A 15,285-nucleotide genomic window follows, 5' to 3' on the forward strand; every position below is an offset into this window, starting at 1 on the left:
CCCATGTCCGACCGCCGCACCTTCCTGACGTCCGCCGCGACCCTCGGCGCTGCCGTCGCCCTCGGGGCGACCAGTTCCGGCGCCCAGGATGACCATGATGCCCCGCAGCAGGGCGGTGAGATGCCGCCGGCGATCCGCGCGCTGCGGCCCATGCGGGATGGCGTGGTGCCCATCTCCGTGGCCGAGCGGCAGGGGCGGCTGGAGAAGGCCAAGCGCCTGATGCGCGAGCAGGGCATCGATGCGCTGATGCTCACCGGTGGCACCTCGATGGTGTACTTCACCGGCATCGGGTGGGGGCTGAGCGAGCGGCTGCTCGCGGCGTTCATCCCCGTCAACGGCCGGCCGTTCCTCGTCACGCCGAAGTTCGAGGAGGAGCGCGCGATGGAGCAGGTGGCGCTCGGGCCGATGGCGGGCGGCGCCGATGTGTATCCGTGGGAGGAGAGCGAGGACCCGTACGAGCGCATCGCGAACGGGCTCCGCTCGCGCGGCCTCGCGACCGCGACGATCGCGGTGGAGGAGACCGTCCGCTGGCAGTTCAGCAACGGGGTGTCGAAGATCCCCGCCGTGCGACTGACCGACGGCACGCCGGTCACGGCCGGCTGCCGCATGGTGAAGGACGCGCACGAGCTCGCCCTCATGCGCCATGCGAGCGCGGTCACGCTCAAGGCGTACGAGGCGGCCTACAAGTCGCTCAAGGAAGGGATGACGCAGGGCGACTTCGCGCGACTCGTCTCGCTCGCGCACACGCAGCTCGGGTTCTCCGGGGCCGCAGGAGTGCAGGTGGGCAAGTACTCGGCGCTCCCGCACGGGTCGGCGACGCCGCAGGTCGTGCGCGAGGGCAGCATCCTGCTGATCGACGGCGGCTGCAAGGTCGAAGGCTACAGCTCGGACATCTCGCGCACCTTCGTGCTCGGCAAGGCGACGCAGCGCATGAAGGACGTGTTCGAGATCGAGCATCGCGCGCAGAGCGCCGCGCTGGCGGCGGCGAAGCCGGGACTCGCCTGCGAAGCGGTCGATGCGGCCGCGCGGAAGGTGATCGTCGATGCCGGCTTCGGCCCCGACTACACCTACTTCTCGCACCGCGTCGGGCACGGCATGGGGATGGACGGGCACGAGTGGCCGTACCTCGTGCGCGGCAACAAGCTCCCGCTCGCGCCGGGGATGGTGTTCTCCGACGAGCCGGGGATCTACATCCCGGGCGAGTTCGGCATCCGGCTCGAGGACGACATGGTGATCACCGAGAGCGGCGCGGAGTTGTTCACGCCGCAGTCGGAGTCGCTGGAGAAGCCGTTCTGAGACGCTGATGAAGGCTGAAGGTCGAAGGGGGCGAGGCCGTACGGCCTCGCCCCCTTCACCATTCAGCCTTCAGCAGCAGGGTCACCGGCATGTGAGGGACGGGAGAGGAGACGGGGCCGCTACGCCAGCATCCCCGCGATCGACGCCGAGATGAACGCCGCGAGATTACCGGCGATCATCGCGCGAAGTCCGAGCCCCGCGATGTCCTTCCGCCGCTCGGGGGCGAGGCCGCCGATGCCGCCGATCTGGATGGCGATCGACGAGAAGTTCGCGAAGCCGAGCAGGGCGTAGGTGAGGATCACGGCGCTGCGCGGGTCGAGCACCTGCGCACCGGCGAGATCGCTCCCGAACTGCGCGTAGGCGACGAACTCGTTGAGCGACACCTTCATGCCGATGAGGCCGCCGACGTAGGCGGTGTCCTGCCACGGCACGCCCATCACCCAGGCGAGCGGGCGGAGGAGGAAGCCGAGGATCGTCTGCAGGCTGAGGCCGTCGAACCCGACGAGGGCGCCGCCCCAACCGAGCATGGCGTTGAGCATCGCGACGAGGGCGACGAAGGCCATGAGCATCGCGGCGACGTTGATCGCGAGCTGCACGCCCTGGCCCGCGCCGTTGGCCGCGGCCTCGATCACGCTGTTGTCCGCCGAGTCGGAGGTCAGGAGGCGCTTCCGCCAGCCGCCTTCGTTGGGAGCGTGATCGACCACCGCGTCGGCCGACTTCACGCCGGCCGCGGTCACCGGCACCTCGGTCTCGGGAAGGAGGATCTTGGAGATCGCGAGGCCAGCGGGGGCGTTCATCACGCTGGCGGCGAGCAGGTGCGCCGCGATGCCGGGGAAGACGCCGGCGAGCATGCCGACGTACGCGGCGAGCACGCCGCCGGCGACGGTCGCGAAGCCGCCGATCATCACGGTGTTGAGTTCGGACTTGGTCATCGTGCCGACGAAGGGCTTGATGAGCAGCGGCGCCTCGGTCTGGCCAAGGAAGATGTTGCCCGACGCGGAGAGCGTCTCGGCGCCCGAGGTGCCGAGCGTCCGCTGCATGAGCGACGCGAGGCCCTTCACGATGAGCTGCATGATGCCGAGGTAGTACAGCACCGACATGAGCGCCGAGAAGAAGATGATCGTCGGCAGCACGTTGAACGCGAAGAAGGCGCCGGTCTGGGCGACCATCGTCGCGGTGGAACCCTCGCCGGTGACCGGCACTGACGACTGTACGAGGTTCCCGAAGACGAACCGCGCGCCCTGCTCCTGGAAGCCGAGGAGGTTGGTGATGAGGTCGCCGATCCGCTGGAAGACCAGGCGACCGATGTCGGTCTTTAGCACCACGAGTCCGAAGACCGCCTGCAGGCCGAAGCCGGAGGCGACGAGCTTCCAGTTGATGCGCTTGCGGTCGTACGACATCAGCCAGGCGATGAGGATCATCACGCCGATGCCGACGAACCCGAAGAGGCGCTCGCCCATCGGGATGTCGAGGCCGCTGCGGGCGGCCGCGAGCCGCTCGGCGGCGGTCTGGGTCTGGAGGAGGAGCTGCGCTGCGATCATCAGGGGGGCCGGTACTGGGGGACCCTGCGGCGCCGGGGGGCGCGGGGACGGTGGGAAGCTACGTGCGTCCGACGGGGGTCCGCCACTCGCGGCGGCCGCGCGCCTTCCATTGATTGCAGGCATGCCTGAACGCCTTCGCGCTCGCGTCCTCGTGATCGGCTCGGGGATCGCCGGGCTCCAGACCGCCTGGCGCGCTTCGGACCACGGCGAGGTCGCCGTGCTCACCAAGCGCACCCTCAAGGATTCCGCCACCGCCTATGCCCAGGGCGGCATCGCGGCGGCGCTCGGTGCCGGTGACTCGCCCGAGCTCCACAAGACCGACACGCTCGCGGCCGGGGCGGCACTCTGCGATGCGGCGGCGGTCGAGGTCCTCGTCGCTGAGGGCCCGGCGCGGGTGCGCGAACTCGCCTCCGCGGGGGCGCAGTTCGACACCGACGACTCGGGCCGCTTCACCCTCGGTCGCGAGGCGGCGCACTCGCGCAAGCGCATCGTGCACGCGAAGGGCGACCAGACGGGGGCCGAGGTGGCGCGCGCGCTCATCGCGCGTGTGCAGGAGCGGGCGAACATCCAGGTGCTCGAGACGGCGCGCGCGCTCGACCTCATCGTGGAGCAGGGGCGCTGCTGCGGCGTGCGCGCGAACGTCGGCGGGCGGGCGATCGAGATCATCGCCGATGCGACGGTGCTCGCGACCGGCGGCTGCGGCCAGCTCTACCGCCACACGACCAATCCGCAGGTCGCGACGGGTGACGGCTACGCGATCGCGCACCGCGCCGGCGCGACGCTCGCCGACATGGAGTTCGTGCAGTTCCATCCCACCGCGCTCGAGACGAGCGAGAACCCGCTCGCGCTGATCTCCGAGGCGGTGCGCGGCGAAGGGGCGACGCTCCTGAACGACCGCGGCACGCGGTTCATGCCCAAGCGCCACAAGCTCGCCGAGCTCGCCCCGCGCGACATCGTCGCGCGCGAGATCTTCCGCGAGCAGCAGACGGGGAGCCGCGTCTGGCTCGACGCGCGCAAGATGGGGCGCGCCTTCGGGCGCCGCTTCCCCGGCATCCTGCAGCTCTGCCTCAATCGCGGCATCGATCCGCGGAAGGAGCTGATCCCCGTCACGCCCGCCGCGCACTACATGATGGGCGGCATCATCACCGACCTCGCGGGACGGTCGTCGCTCGAGCGGCTCTATGCTTGCGGCGAGGTCTCGCGCACGGGGGTGCATGGGGCGAACCGGCTCGCGAGCAACTCGCTGCTCGAAGGGCTGGTGTTCGCCGAGCGCGTCGCGCGCGACGCGGTGAACCAACCGAAGCTCCCGCGTGTCCCGCGGCGCGGGGACTGGGAGGTGGAGACGCTGCGCGATCGCGGCGCGGCGCAGGTCGCGGCCGAGGAGATCCGGCGCGTGATGTGGGAGCACGTCGGCATCTCGCGCGATGCGAAGGGGCTGACCGCGGCGCGCAAGTCGCTCGAGGCGCTCCGTTCGCGCCTCACCGGCGACATGACCGAAGAGCTGAACATGGTCGACACCGCGCGATTGATCGTCGCGTCGGCGCTCAAGCGGAAGGAGTCACGCGGCGGGCACTTCCGGCGGGATTTCCCGAAGCCGCGGAATGCGTGGCGCGGGAAGCACATTGAATGGTGAAGGTGGAAGGTGGAAGGAGGAAGGTGAACACGTTCCTCCTTCATCCTTCAGCCTTCATCGCTATTCGATTCCCGTCGTCGTCAGGGCGCCGGTGATCGCGAGGACCGCGAGGGCGAGCCAGAGTTCCTGCTTCATGCGTTCGCGCAATGCGGCGCGGTCGCCGCTCGCGACCTGTGCTTCCGATCCCTTCCAGTTCCGGTAGCCGAGTGCGGCGACGCCGGCGAGGACGGCGAGCTTGGCGAGCAGGAAGCGGCCCCACCAGGTCATCCACAGGTTCGAGAGCGGACCGACGATCTGCCAGGCGAGTGATGTCCCGCTGAAGGCGACCATCGCCGCGGCGCCGAGGGCGATGGGGTGGAATGCGACGAGCAGTGCGCGCAACGTCGCGTCGGAGGCCTTCCGCGCGATGCGCCACAGATGGAAGAGCGTGCCGATCCAGGCGCCGGCGCCAAGGACGTGCACGACCGCGGCGACCTGCGCGGGGAGCGTCGGGACGGCCGCGGCGGCGTGACCGAGCAATGCCGGACCGAGTGCGAGGATGAAGGTGGCGATCGCCGCCGCGCTCCAGCCGCGCTGACGGCCGAATCGCGCGACGGAGAAGGCCATGACCGCGGCCGCGCTCCAGATCGCCTGCAACTGGAGCGCGCGCCCGACGTCGCTGTTCATCACGACGCTCCGCACCAGCGGCAGCAGCGGGTCGCCGGGGAAGGCGAGGCCCTGGGCCTGCACGACGGCGCGGAGGGGAGCGGCGAGGAGCACCGCCGCAACGCCGACGAGGCCGTACTTGGCGGCGTCGCGCAGCGCGGGGGCCCGCTCCGAGACGGCGAGCCCGCTCCGCGTCATGAGCAGGTAGCGGACGGTGACCGCACCCACCGCGATGGTGAGCCCGGCGTAGTGCAGGAAGTTGACGAGGGCAGCGAACATGTCGCGCAGGGGGACGGGGGGAATGCAGCGGGCGCGGGACCGCGCGTGGAATCTACGCGGCCCCGCGCCCGTTGCCCGTCAGGCGGAACGCTACGGCTTCTTGACCGTGAAGGTGAAGCTGCCCTTCACGGGATGGCCGTCGCCCGAGGCGGCGGACCAGTTCACCGTCTGGACGCCATCGACGACGGGGCCGGTGATGCGCACGACCACCGGCGCGTCGGTCGCGGCGTCGTCACGGGTGAGGGCGGCGGTGGTCACGGCGGTGCCGCCGGGGCCCACCAACTGCACGCGGCTCGCGGCGAGGTCGATCTTCTCGCTGAACCAGAGTTCGAGCGCGGCCGGCGCGGTCGCGACCACGGCGTCCTTGGCCGGGTTGCTCTTCACGAGGCGCGTGTGGAAGCGCTCGGCGGGCGTCGCCGCCGCGGCGAGCACGGCGATGGCGAGGGCGGCGAGCGGCAGGCGGAACGAACGGAGCGAGCGGGTCATGTGAGGTCCTGGAGTGGATGGGCGTCGTGCCCGTGGAAGGAAGATGGCGACTGGCGGGTCAATCGGGACGGCGGGCCCGGCCCCGGGCGCGGAGCGTGTCGGGCCATGGATCGGCGAAGCGGGGGTCAGTGACGAAGGTCGAATCGGTGAGGCTGTGCAGGAAGGCGAGCAGGTCCTGCCGCTCGCCGGCGGTGAGTTCGAACCCGTTGATGAACTCGCTCTTGTTGGGGTTCGTGCTGCCGTCGCCAGCGTGCGGGCCGCTGGCGATGGTCCGCCCGCCGGCCGCGTAGTGGTCGAGCACGCCGTCGAGCGTCGCGATGCTGCCGTCGTGCATGTACGGCGCGGTGAGCGCGATGTTGCGCAGCGTCGGCGCCTTGAACTTCCCCTCGTCCTCCTTCCGCTGGGTGAAGTCCATGAGGCCGGGATTCTCGCGCGGGAAGCCGCCGCGGCCGCCGATGTTGTAGAGCCCCGTGTTGTGGAACTCGACCTCGGGGAAGGCCTTCCCCATGTCGTTCACGGTGCCGGTGAAGGCGTAGCCGCCATGGCAGTGGAAGCACTCCAGCCGCTCGCTGAAGAAGAGCTGCTCACCCCGTTGGGCCGCGGCCGACATCGCCGCGCGTTCACCGTGCTGCGCGCGATCGTACGGTGACCGCCCCGAGATGAGCACGCGCTCGAAGCTCGCGATCGCGCGTGTGACGTTCACGAGCGTCAGCGGCGCGGGCTCGCCGGGAAAGGCGTCGGCGAACATCCGGCGGTAGCGCGCATCCTTGCCGAGGCGCGCGAGCATCTCGGTCTCCTTGCCCGCGAGGCCGAGCTCCACCGGGTCCTCGCCGAACATCGGCACGAGCGCCTGCGCCTCGAGGGTCCGCATGTTCGGATTGCCCCACGTGAGCGCCGACGCGAACGCGACGTTCGCGAGCGACATCGCGCCGCGCGGGTGGACCTCGCCCGTCGAGCCAACGCCGCGCGGCAGCGGGTCGGCGAACGCGCGCGACTGGAGATGGCAGTTCGCGCACGAGAACGTGCCGTTCCCCGACAGCCGCACGTCATAGAAGAGATGCCGGCCGAGCAGGACCTTCGCTTCGCTCATCGGATTGTCGGCCGGCACGCGTGGCGCCGGGAACCCGGGCGGCAGGTCCCAGCGCCACTCGGCGCGCGGGGTCGCCGCGCCGAGGAGCGAGAAGGCGAGGGCGATGACGGCCGCGCCGCCGATGCCCGCCGCGAACCGGCCAGGGAACGCGCTCACGGCACCTGCGCCGTGCGCGCCGCGCCGGCCTTCACCGTGAAGAAGCGCTGCGAGCCCGCCGGCGCATCGCCGAACGGCAGCCCCAGCGCCGCGAAGACCGGACCGCAGTCGGAATCGGTCGGACCCGCCATGCAGCCGGCCGCCGTGCGCGGCTGGTTGTTCTCGAGGTCGCTCCCGGCGTAGAGCGCGGCCACGTCGGCGACGATCGCATCGGCGTCGATGTCGAAGCGATCCATCGTCACGGTCACGCGGTTGGCATGCGCGCACTGCGTGGGCGAGGCCGTCGCGACCTCGTTCGGGGTGCAACCCGCGCTGCCCAGGTGGAGCACCCAGTTCTTGCCGGTCTCGGTCTTGGCGTCGAGGCGGATGAACTTGTGCCCCGAGTTCCACGCCCAGAACATGCGCGTCACGGAGAGCGGCGCCGGCTGCTGCGCGAGGTCGCCGTGGTTGCGCTCGAACGGCACGCCGACGACGAAGCGCACGCCCGTGTAGCGCCCTTCCGGTGCGGTGCCGGTGATCGTCGTGCGGAGTTCGGGCGTGCCGTTGCCGCAGGGGCCGCTCCCGTCCTCGAAGTCGAGCATGGCGAGTCCTTCCGACTGCCACCGGCCATCCTGCTCGAGGGCGAGCGGCACCGCCTTGCCGTCGGCGGTGAGGAGTTCGACGCCGTGCACGAACATCCGGAACTCGGAAGGCGTGATCGTGGACTTGGCTGTGCCGATCCCCGCGTAGCTGCGGCCGCAGGCGAAGGGCTCGGCGCCGACCACGGCGGCGAAGCGAAGCGTGATGGGTCGGCGCTCGGCCGGCGGGGTGGTGTCGGAGGGAGTGGAGCTGCGCGCGGCCGCGAGAAGCGGCACGAGGGCGAGCGCACCGGCGACGAGCCGGCGCGCGAATGGAGCGCGATGCATCGGAGGATCCTCGAACGATTGGTCGGACGGACCACCGGACGGCGGCCCGCGCCCGCGATGAGCGGGCAGCGCAGTGCAGTGCACGGGGGCGCGCCCGCGGGCGCGCGACTCAGCCGTGCTGCGCGGGGGGACCGTTCGAGAAGGGAAGCCGCAGCGCGAGCGCGCGCGGCGGGGCCGGCTCCGACGTCGCCCACCAGCCGGCGTGGCTCGGCGTGATGATCTCGCGCAACCGCATGGGCGCGCGGATCGCGAACGCCAACGGCGCCGAGGCGCAGCAGCAGTCGAGGCACTGGCACGACTCGGCCGGCGCCTCGGTCGGCACGTTGGTCGCGGCGGCCTCGTGCATCGCGTGCGCGCCGTGGCCGCCGTTGTGGCTCGGCGCGGCGGCGGCCACGTGCCCGCTCGCATCCCCGCTCGCATGCCCGCTGGCATGCCCGCTGCGGTGCATCCCGCACGCCGGCAGCAACGACGGTGCGCCGAGGACCGTGAGGGTCCAAAGCGCGCCCAGCGTTCCGAGGGTGCGGACGAGGCGGCGGAGCATCGCGAAATCATACCCCGCGCGGGACCTGACGGCCAGCACGGAGGTCGTCCGGGGGGCGCGAAGGGCCGCTAGATTCCCCGCATGGTCACTCCCGCCGCGACCCCACGCGAGGTCGAAGAGCTGCAGCGCCGCATCCGTGCCCTCGCGGCCGAGCGCCGCGCCGTGATCCTCGCGCACAACTACGAACGCCCCGAGGTCCAGGACGTCGCCGACTACGTCGGCGACTCGCTGGGGCTCTCCCGCGAGGCCGCCCGCACCGACGCCGACGTCATCGTCTTCTGCGGCGTGCACTTCATGGCCGAGACCGCGGCGATCCTCTCGCCGACCAAGACGGTCCTCCTCCCCGACCTCGCGGCGGGCTGCTCGCTCGCCTCGACCATCGACGCCGACCAGCTCCGCGCCTGGAAGGCCGAGCATCCGGGCGCCGTCGTCGTCGCCTACGTGAACACGACGGCCGAGGTGAAGGCCGAGAGCGATTACTGCTGCACCTCGGGGAACGCGGTCGAGGTCGTCAACGCGATCCCGGCGGACCAGGAGATCCTCTTCCTGCCCGACATGTTCCTCGGCGCGCACGTGCGCCGCGTGACGGGGCGCGCGAACATCCATGTGTGGATGGGCGAATGCCATGTGCATGCGGGGATCGACCCGGAGAACATCCGCCTGCAGCGCTCGCTGCATCCCGAGGCGGAGTTCCTCATCCATCCCGAGTGCGGCTGCGCGACGAGCGTGGTCGAGGCGGTGAGCGCGGGTGACGTGGACCCCGCGGGCGTGCACATCCTCTCCACCGAGGGGATGATCAAGCGGCCTGGCGTCTCCGACGCCTCGACGTTCATCGTGGCGACCGAGGTCGGGATCCTGCATCGCCTGCAGAAGGCGTATCCGGGCAAGGTGTTCCACGCGGCGAACGAGCGAGCGTCGTGCGCGTACATGAAGGTGACGACGCTGCCGAAGGTGCTGGCGTCCCTCGAGACGCTGCAACATCGGATCACGGTGCCCGCCGAGGTGGCGCAGCGCGCGCTGCGGTCGATCGAACGGATGGTCGCGATCGGTGGCGGCGCACCGGTGCCGGCCTCGCCGGGCGTCGATCCGGGCGAGTGATGACCTCGCGCGAGCCGGTGCCCCCGCGGCGCATCACGCCGCTCGCGACCCCCACCTACGTGGCGGCCGGCTCGGGCTTCCCGTTCGGCGACGGCCCGCTCGTCGCGCTCGTGAAGGCGGCGCTCGACGAGGACCGCGCCTTCGACGACGTGACGACGATCTCGACGGTCATCTCGACGCGGCGCGCGCGGGCCTCGCTGGTGGCGCGCACACCGGGCACGATCGCGGGCGTGCCGCTCGCGCTCGCGGCCTTCCGGCTCGTGGAGCCGAACGTCGAGATCCGCATCGACGCCGAGGACGGCACGCGCGTGGCGCGCAGCGACTCGGTGCTGCACCTGAGCGGGCCGGCGCGCGGTCTGCTCAGCGCCGAGCGCGTGGCGCTGAACTTCCTGCAGCGCCTCTCCGGCGTCGCCTCGCTCACGGCGCGGTTCGTCGAGGCGGTGCAGGGCACCAAGGTGCACATCGTCGACACGCGGAAGACGACGCCCGGCTGGCGCGACCTCGAGAAGTACGCGGTGCGCTGCGGCGGCGGGCGCAACCATCGGCGCGACCTCTCCGATGCCGTGCTCATCAAGGACAACCACATCGCCGCGTGCGAAGGGGATGTCTCGGTCGCCGTCGCGCGGGCGCGGGCCCATGTGCCGGCGGGGATCCTCATCCAGGTGGAGTGCGACACGGTGGTGCAGGTGCGCGCCGCGATCGCGGCGGGTGTCGATGCACTGCTGCTCGACAACATGCCGCTCCCGCTCATGCGGGAGAGCGTCCAGCTCGCCAAGGGGCACTGCTGGACCGAGGCCTCCGGGGGCGTGACGTTGGAGACGGTGCGCGGCATCGCCGAGACGGGCGTGGACCGGATCTCGATCGGCGCGCTCACGCACTCGGCGCCGGCGCTGGATCTCGCGCTCGATTTCGAATGAGCGACCTCCTCGCCGCCCGCAGCCAGATGGCGATGTCGCTCGCGTTCCACATCATCTTCGCGGTGATGGGGATCGGGATGCCGCTGCTGATGGTGCTCGCCGAGCGGCAGTGGATCCGGACGCGCGACCCGGTCTGGCTCGACCTCGCGAAGCGCTGGAGCAAGGGGACGGCGATCCTGTTCGCCGTCGGTGCGGTGAGCGGCACGGTGCTGTCGTTCGAGCTCGGACTCCTCTGGCCGGCGTTCATGGAGTACGCGGGCGCGATCATCGGCATGCCCTTCTCGCTCGAGGGCTTCGCGTTCTTCACCGAGGCGATCTTCCTCGGCATCTATCTGTACGGTTGGACGCGGCTCACCGCGCGCGCACACTGGTGGGCCGGCGTCGCCGTCGCGGTGAGCGGCACCGTGAGCGGCATCTTCGTGGTGTTCGCCAACGCGTGGATGAACTCGCCGACCGGCTTCACGCTGGTCGATGGCAAGCCGACCGACATCGACCCGATCGCGGCGATGCTCGGACCGGCGTCGTTCCCGCAGGCGCTGCACATGACCATCGCCGCCTTCGCGACGACGGGGATCGCGGTGGCGGGGATCCATGCGTGGATGCTGCGTCGCGACCGCGAGTCGACGTTCCACCGCGCCGCGCTCAAGCTCGCGCTGCTCGTCGCGGTGCCGGCATCGCTCCTCCAGCTCGTCAGCGGCGACCTCTCGGCGAAGTTCGTCGCCAAGTGGCAGCCGGCCAAGCTCGCGGCGATGGAAGGGCACTTCGTCACGCAGCGCTCGGCGCCGCTCCGCATCGGCGGGATCCCCGACGAACGGACGCGCGAGACGCGCTACGCGATCGACGTCCCCGGCGGGCTCTCGTTCCTGGCGTTCGGCGACTTCGACGCCGAGGTGAAGGGGCTCGACGCGTTCCCCGAGAGCGACTGGCCGCCGGTGGCGATCACGCACGTCGCGTTCCAGGTGATGGTGGGCCTGGGGACGCTCATGGCGTTCGCGTCGCTGTGGGTGATCGTCTGCTGGGTGCGGAAGCGCGAGGTGGCCGACTCGCGCGCGCTGCTCGGACTGCTCGCGCTGCTCACGCCGGCCGGGTTCATCGCCGTGGAGGCGGGTTGGGTGGTGACCGAGGTCGGGCGCCAGCCGTGGATCGTGCAGGGCGTGATGCGCACCGCGGACGCGCTGACGCCGATGCCCGGGCTCGTGGTGCCGTTCGCGGCCTTCACGCTGCTCTACGTGTTCCTCGGGGTCATCGTCGCCTGGCTGCTCTGGGCGCAGATCATCAAGACGCAACCCGATCCGGCCCACCCCATCCGGCGGGACGTCTGACATGTTCGGGCTGACCCTCGCCGACCTCATCGCGGGCGTGACGATGCTCGCGCTCAACGCGTACGTCGTGCTCGGCGGCGCCGACTTCGGCGCCGGCGTCTGGGATCTCGTGGCCGCCGGCCGCCGCGCGCATCGCCAGCGCGCGGTGATCGCCGACGGCATCGGACCCATCTGGGAGGCGAATCACGTCTGGCTGATCCTCGTGATCGTGCTGCTGTTCAGCTGCTTCCCGCCGGTGTACGCCTCGCTCAGCGTCACGCTGCACATCCCGCTCGTGCTCATGCTCATCGGGGTGGTGCTGCGCGGGTCGGCCTTCACCTTCCGCGCGTACGACTCGACCGGCTCCGCGGTGCAGCGCTACTGGGGGAGCATCTTCTCCATCGCGAGCACCATCACGCCGATCCTCCTCGGGATGTGCGTCGGCGCGCTCGCGTCGGGGGCGCTCGCGGTCCCCGCCGATGCCGATTTCCATGCGCGCTTCGTGGCGCCGTGGACCTCGGGCTTCGCCATCCTGACCGGGTTCTTCACGCTCGCCATCTTCGCCTTCCTCGCCGCGGTCTACCTCACGGTGGAGGCGAAGGACGAGGACCTGCAGGAGGACTTCCGCGAGCTCGCGATCGTCGCCGCGCTCGCGGTGGCCGCGCTCGCGGTCGCGCTGCTGATCCTCGGCCACCGGATCGAGGGGTCGATCACCCCCGGTCTCGTCTCGCGTCCCTGGTCGCTGGTGCTGCAGGTGCTCATCGGTCTCGCGGCGACGACGGCGTTCGTGGCGCTCGTGCGGGGCGCGTTCCGCACGGCGCGCGTGGCCGCGGTCGCGCAGGTGAGCCTGATCGTCTGGGGCTGGGCGTACGCGCAGTATCCGGCGTTGATCCCCGGGGTGCACACGATCGAGTCGGCGGCGGCGCCGGCGGTCACGCTGCGGCTGGTCGCCTGGGGGCTCGCGGGTGGCGCCGTCGTACTGGTCCCGTCGCTCTGGTACCTCTTCACGATCTTCAAGAGCGACGAGGCGAGCGCGTTCCAGCGCGTGGACACCGCCGAGTACAAGGCGCCCGAGTGAGTGCGCGCGGCGGTGAGGAGCGTCCGGCGAGCGCATCGGCCGGCGCGGGCCCGCGCGACGATGCGGTGCCGGCCGATGGTCCTGCCGCCGGCGAGACCTGCGACTACTGCGGGTCCGATGCGCTCTGGTGGCGCAAGTGCAAGTTGATCTGCGGGAACTGCTCGCAGATCAACAAGTCGTGCGCGGATCTCTGAGCGGAAGGCGGAAGGCGGAAGGAAGAAGGAAGAAGGCAGAGCGGCTATCGTGACCGGGATAGCCGGGTGCGCAGCGCGGCGGGGTCGCTGATCGGGAGTTCGCAGGCGTAGCGTTCGCAGACGAATGCGAGAGCGCTGCCCTCGGGCGCGACGCGGCCCTCGAGGAGTGGCAGGCCGGTCACCGCGGCGCCGGTGCCACCAGCAAGGACGAGCGACGGCGCATACGTCGTGGCGGCGGCCTGGGCGAGGGCGCTGAATGCAGGGGCCTGCGCGTCGCCGGCGAGTGCGAGTTCGGTCGCGCCATGCACGGCGAGGTCGGCGACGCCGAGCAGGTGTCCGAAGGCGAGCGGGGCGCGTCGCAGCGGTTCGGTCATCGTCGCGAGCACGTACTCCGCGCGGCGACGCATCGCCTGATCGCCGGTGTACTCGGCGGCGATGAGCTGCAGCTCCACCGCGAGTGAGGTGCCCGACGGGATCGCGTTGTCGGTGACGTCGCGCGGGCGCGTGACGAGGCGCTCGGCGTCGCGCGCGGTGTCGAAGAAGGCGCCCACGTCGTCGTCCCAGAACCACTCGACGGTGCTGCGCGCGAGCGTGAGGGCGAGGTCGAGCCAGGCGCGGTCGAAGGTCAGTTGGTACACCGCGACGAAGCCGAGTCCGAGGGCGGCGTGATCCTCGAGGAAGCCCGGGATCCGCGCCTCGCCGCGGCTCCATGAGCGCAGCACCCGGCCGTCGCGGATCATCGCGTCGCGGAGGAATGCGCCGGCGCGGACGGCGTCGGCGCGGAGCGTCGCGTCGTCGAATGCGCGCGCGCCCTCGGCGACGGCGCGGAGCATGAGGCCGTTCCATCCGGCGAGGACCTTCTCGTCGCGCCCGGGCCGTTCGCGCGGCGCGCGCGCGGCGAAGAGCGTCGCCTTGGCGCGCGCGATCGCCTCGGCGGCCGCTGCGTGCGACATCGCGCACTGCGCCGCCGCCTCGTCGAGCGGGAGCGCCACGTGCAGGATGTTCGTGCCTTCGAAGTTCCCGCCCGACGAGATGCCCCAGTGCGCCTCGGCGATGGCAGCGTCGGCGCCGAGAAGGCGGCGGATCTCGTCGAGCGACCAGACGTAGAACTTCCCCTCGTGCCCTTCGCTGTCGGCGTCGAGCGACGAGTACCAGCCACCGGCCGGGTCGGTCATCTCCCGCCGGAGCCAAGCGAAGGTCTCCTCGGCGACGCGGCGCGCCTCGGCATCGCCCGTCGCCTGCCAGAGGTGCACGGCGAGCCGCGCGAGGAGGGCGTTGTCGTAGAGCATCTTCTCGAAGTGCGGCACGAGCCAGATCGCATCGACCGTGTAGCGATGGAAGCCGCCGCCGAGCTGGTCGTAGAGTCCGCCACCGGCCATCTTCGCCATGGCGTGGCGCACGAGGCGGAGGAACTCGATGTCGCCGGTGCGCGCCCAGTGCCGGAGCAGCGCGTCGAGGACCATCGCCTGCGGGAACTTCGGCGCGGCGCCGAACCCGCCGTGCTTGAGGTCGTACCAGTTCCGGGTCGCGCGCACCGTCTCGGCGAGCGTCGTCGCCGAGAGCGCGTGGCCGGCGGCGGTCGGTCCCTCCGACGCGGCGTAGATCCCGCGCAGTGACTCGGCGCCCTTGAGCACATCGGCGCGCTTGTGCTTCCAGGCCTCGGAGACCGAGACGAGCACGCGACGGAAGGACGGCATCCCCATGCGGTCGTCGGGGGGATAGTAGGTCCCGCCGTAGAAGGGCACGCCGTCGGGGGTGAGGAACATCGTCATGGGCCAGCCGCCGTGGCCGCTGATCGCCTGCACCGCCTGCATGTAGATCGAGTCGACGTCGGGGCGCTCCTCGCGGTCGACCTTCACGTTCACGAAGAGGTCGTTCATGATCCGCGCGGTCGTCTCGTCCTCGAACGACTCGTGCGCCATCACGTGGCACCAGTGGCAGGCGGCGTACCCGATGCTGAGCAGCACGGGGCGGTCGGTGCGGCGCGCGAGCGCGAAGGCCTCCTCGCCCCACGGATGCCAGTCCACCGGGTTGTCGGCGTGCTGGAGGAGGTACGGGCTCGATTCGGCCGCGAGACGGTTCGGCATGATACATTCAGTCTACTGAACGACACGACCGCCGCCCA

General features: G+C 71.2%; 14 protein-coding genes. 7 read left to right on the top strand and 7 right to left on the bottom strand.

Annotated features, from left to right (window positions below; translation table 11 throughout):
• Positions 1-3: 3 nt before the first annotated feature.
• Positions 4-1,296: an aminopeptidase P family protein gene (locus IPJ78_11050; protein MBK7907083.1), complete on the top strand. Its 1,293-nt coding sequence runs from the start codon at positions 4-6 to the stop codon at positions 1,294-1,296.
• A 119-nt stretch (positions 1,297-1,415) separates the two neighbouring features.
• Here IPJ78_11050 and IPJ78_11055 read toward each other — a convergent pair whose 3' ends face one another.
• Positions 1,416-2,756, bottom strand: a complete 1,341-nt coding sequence (locus IPJ78_11055) for a NupC/NupG family nucleoside CNT transporter (protein MBK7907084.1) — start codon at positions 2,754-2,756, stop codon at positions 1,416-1,418.
• A gap of 202 nt (positions 2,757-2,958) precedes the next feature.
• Here IPJ78_11055 and IPJ78_11060 point away from each other — a divergent pair, with 202 nt between their 5' ends.
• Positions 2,959-4,470 (top strand): L-aspartate oxidase, encoded by a 1,512-nt coding sequence (locus tag IPJ78_11060; GenBank protein ID MBK7907085.1) that lies wholly within the window; start codon positions 2,959-2,961, stop codon positions 4,468-4,470.
• Between the two features lie 60 nt (positions 4,471-4,530).
• Here the strand turns inward: IPJ78_11060 and IPJ78_11065 are convergent, their stop codons facing one another.
• The 5 genes from IPJ78_11065 to IPJ78_11085 all read right to left on the bottom strand — a co-directional run bounded on the left by IPJ78_11065 (position 4,531) and on the right by IPJ78_11085 (position 8,572).
• Entirely contained in the window at positions 4,531-5,394 is an 864-nt protein-coding gene (locus IPJ78_11065; protein MBK7907086.1) for a CopD family protein, read from the bottom strand.
• Positions 5,395-5,484: 90 nt separating this feature from the next.
• On the bottom strand, positions 5,485-5,880 hold the full coding sequence (locus IPJ78_11070; GenBank protein ID MBK7907087.1) for a copper resistance protein CopC: 396 nt from the start codon (positions 5,878-5,880) through the stop codon (positions 5,485-5,487).
• A 58-nt stretch (positions 5,881-5,938) separates the two neighbouring features.
• Complete coding sequence (locus tag IPJ78_11075) at positions 5,939-6,970, bottom strand: di-heme enzyme (GenBank protein MBK7907088.1); 1,032 nt, start codon at positions 6,968-6,970, stop codon at positions 5,939-5,941.
• Positions 6,971-7,122: 152 nt separating this feature from the next.
• Positions 7,123-8,031, bottom strand: a complete 909-nt coding sequence (locus tag IPJ78_11080) for a metallo-mystery pair system four-Cys motif protein (GenBank protein MBK7907089.1) — start codon at positions 8,029-8,031, stop codon at positions 7,123-7,125.
• A gap of 109 nt (positions 8,032-8,140) precedes the next feature.
• Positions 8,141-8,572, bottom strand: a complete 432-nt coding sequence (locus IPJ78_11085; protein ID MBK7907090.1) for a hypothetical protein — start codon at positions 8,570-8,572, stop codon at positions 8,141-8,143.
• Between the two features lie 81 nt (positions 8,573-8,653).
• Between IPJ78_11085 and nadA the strand changes: the two genes are divergently transcribed.
• From nadA to IPJ78_11110, 5 genes are read left to right on the top strand one after another with little or no spacing between them, the layout of a single operon-like run.
• Complete coding sequence (gene nadA, locus IPJ78_11090) at positions 8,654-9,670, top strand: quinolinate synthase NadA (GenBank protein ID MBK7907091.1); 1,017 nt, start codon at positions 8,654-8,656, stop codon at positions 9,668-9,670.
• Entirely contained in the window at positions 9,670-10,587 is a 918-nt protein-coding gene (nadC, locus tag IPJ78_11095) for a carboxylating nicotinate-nucleotide diphosphorylase (GenBank protein MBK7907092.1), read from the top strand. Before nadA ends, nadC begins: the two co-directional genes overlap by 1 nt.
• Positions 10,584-11,909 (top strand): cytochrome ubiquinol oxidase subunit I, encoded by a 1,326-nt coding sequence (locus tag IPJ78_11100; GenBank protein ID MBK7907093.1) that lies wholly within the window; start codon positions 10,584-10,586, stop codon positions 11,907-11,909. The genes nadC and IPJ78_11100 overlap by 4 nt, the downstream gene beginning before the upstream one ends.
• A gap of 10 nt (positions 11,910-11,919) precedes the next feature.
• Positions 11,920-12,966, top strand: a complete 1,047-nt coding sequence (locus tag IPJ78_11105) for a cytochrome d ubiquinol oxidase subunit II (protein MBK7907094.1) — start codon at positions 11,920-11,922, stop codon at positions 12,964-12,966.
• Positions 12,963-13,160, top strand: a complete 198-nt coding sequence (locus IPJ78_11110) for a hypothetical protein (GenBank protein ID MBK7907095.1) — start codon at positions 12,963-12,965, stop codon at positions 13,158-13,160. The genes IPJ78_11105 and IPJ78_11110 overlap by 4 nt, the downstream gene beginning before the upstream one ends.
• Before the next feature lie 44 nt (positions 13,161-13,204).
• On the opposite strand, the gene IPJ78_11115 is transcribed toward IPJ78_11110, so the two are convergent.
• The gene (locus IPJ78_11115; GenBank protein ID MBK7907096.1) at positions 13,205-15,247 is read right to left on the bottom strand and encodes a thioredoxin domain-containing protein; all 2,043 of its coding nucleotides are present in this window, start codon (positions 15,245-15,247) and stop codon (positions 13,205-13,207) included.
• Positions 15,248-15,285 lie beyond the last annotated feature (38 nt).

It is taken from the genome of Gemmatimonadota bacterium, assembly GCA_016714015.1.
Lineage (GTDB): Bacteria > Gemmatimonadota > Gemmatimonadetes > Gemmatimonadales > Gemmatimonadaceae > Pseudogemmatithrix.

Coding starts and splice junctions, on each gene's coding strand:
- IPJ78_11050 (MBK7907083.1), top strand. CDS start 4: ATGTCCGACCGCCGCACCTTCCTGACGTCCGCCGCGACCCTCGGCGCT.
- IPJ78_11055 (MBK7907084.1), bottom strand. CDS start 2,756: ATGGGCGAGCGCCTCTTCGGGTTCGTCGGCATCGGCGTGATGATCCTC.
- IPJ78_11060 (MBK7907085.1), top strand. CDS start 2,959: ATGCCTGAACGCCTTCGCGCTCGCGTCCTCGTGATCGGCTCGGGGATC.
- IPJ78_11065 (MBK7907086.1), bottom strand. CDS start 5,394: ATGTTCGCTGCCCTCGTCAACTTCCTGCACTACGCCGGGCTCACCATC.
- IPJ78_11070 (MBK7907087.1), bottom strand. CDS start 5,880: ATGACCCGCTCGCTCCGTTCGTTCCGCCTGCCGCTCGCCGCCCTCGCC.
- IPJ78_11075 (MBK7907088.1), bottom strand. CDS start 6,970: ATGAGCGAAGCGAAGGTCCTGCTCGGCCGGCATCTCTTCTATGACGTG.
- IPJ78_11080 (MBK7907089.1), bottom strand. CDS start 8,031: ATGCATCGCGCTCCATTCGCGCGCCGGCTCGTCGCCGGTGCGCTCGCC.
- IPJ78_11085 (MBK7907090.1), bottom strand. CDS start 8,572: ATGCTCCGCCGCCTCGTCCGCACCCTCGGAACGCTGGGCGCGCTTTGG.
- nadA (MBK7907091.1), top strand. CDS start 8,654: ATGGTCACTCCCGCCGCGACCCCACGCGAGGTCGAAGAGCTGCAGCGC.
- nadC (MBK7907092.1), top strand. CDS start 9,670: ATGACCTCGCGCGAGCCGGTGCCCCCGCGGCGCATCACGCCGCTCGCG.
- IPJ78_11100 (MBK7907093.1), top strand. CDS start 10,584: ATGAGCGACCTCCTCGCCGCCCGCAGCCAGATGGCGATGTCGCTCGCG.
- IPJ78_11115 (MBK7907096.1), bottom strand. CDS start 15,247: ATGCCGAACCGTCTCGCGGCCGAATCGAGCCCGTACCTCCTCCAGCAC.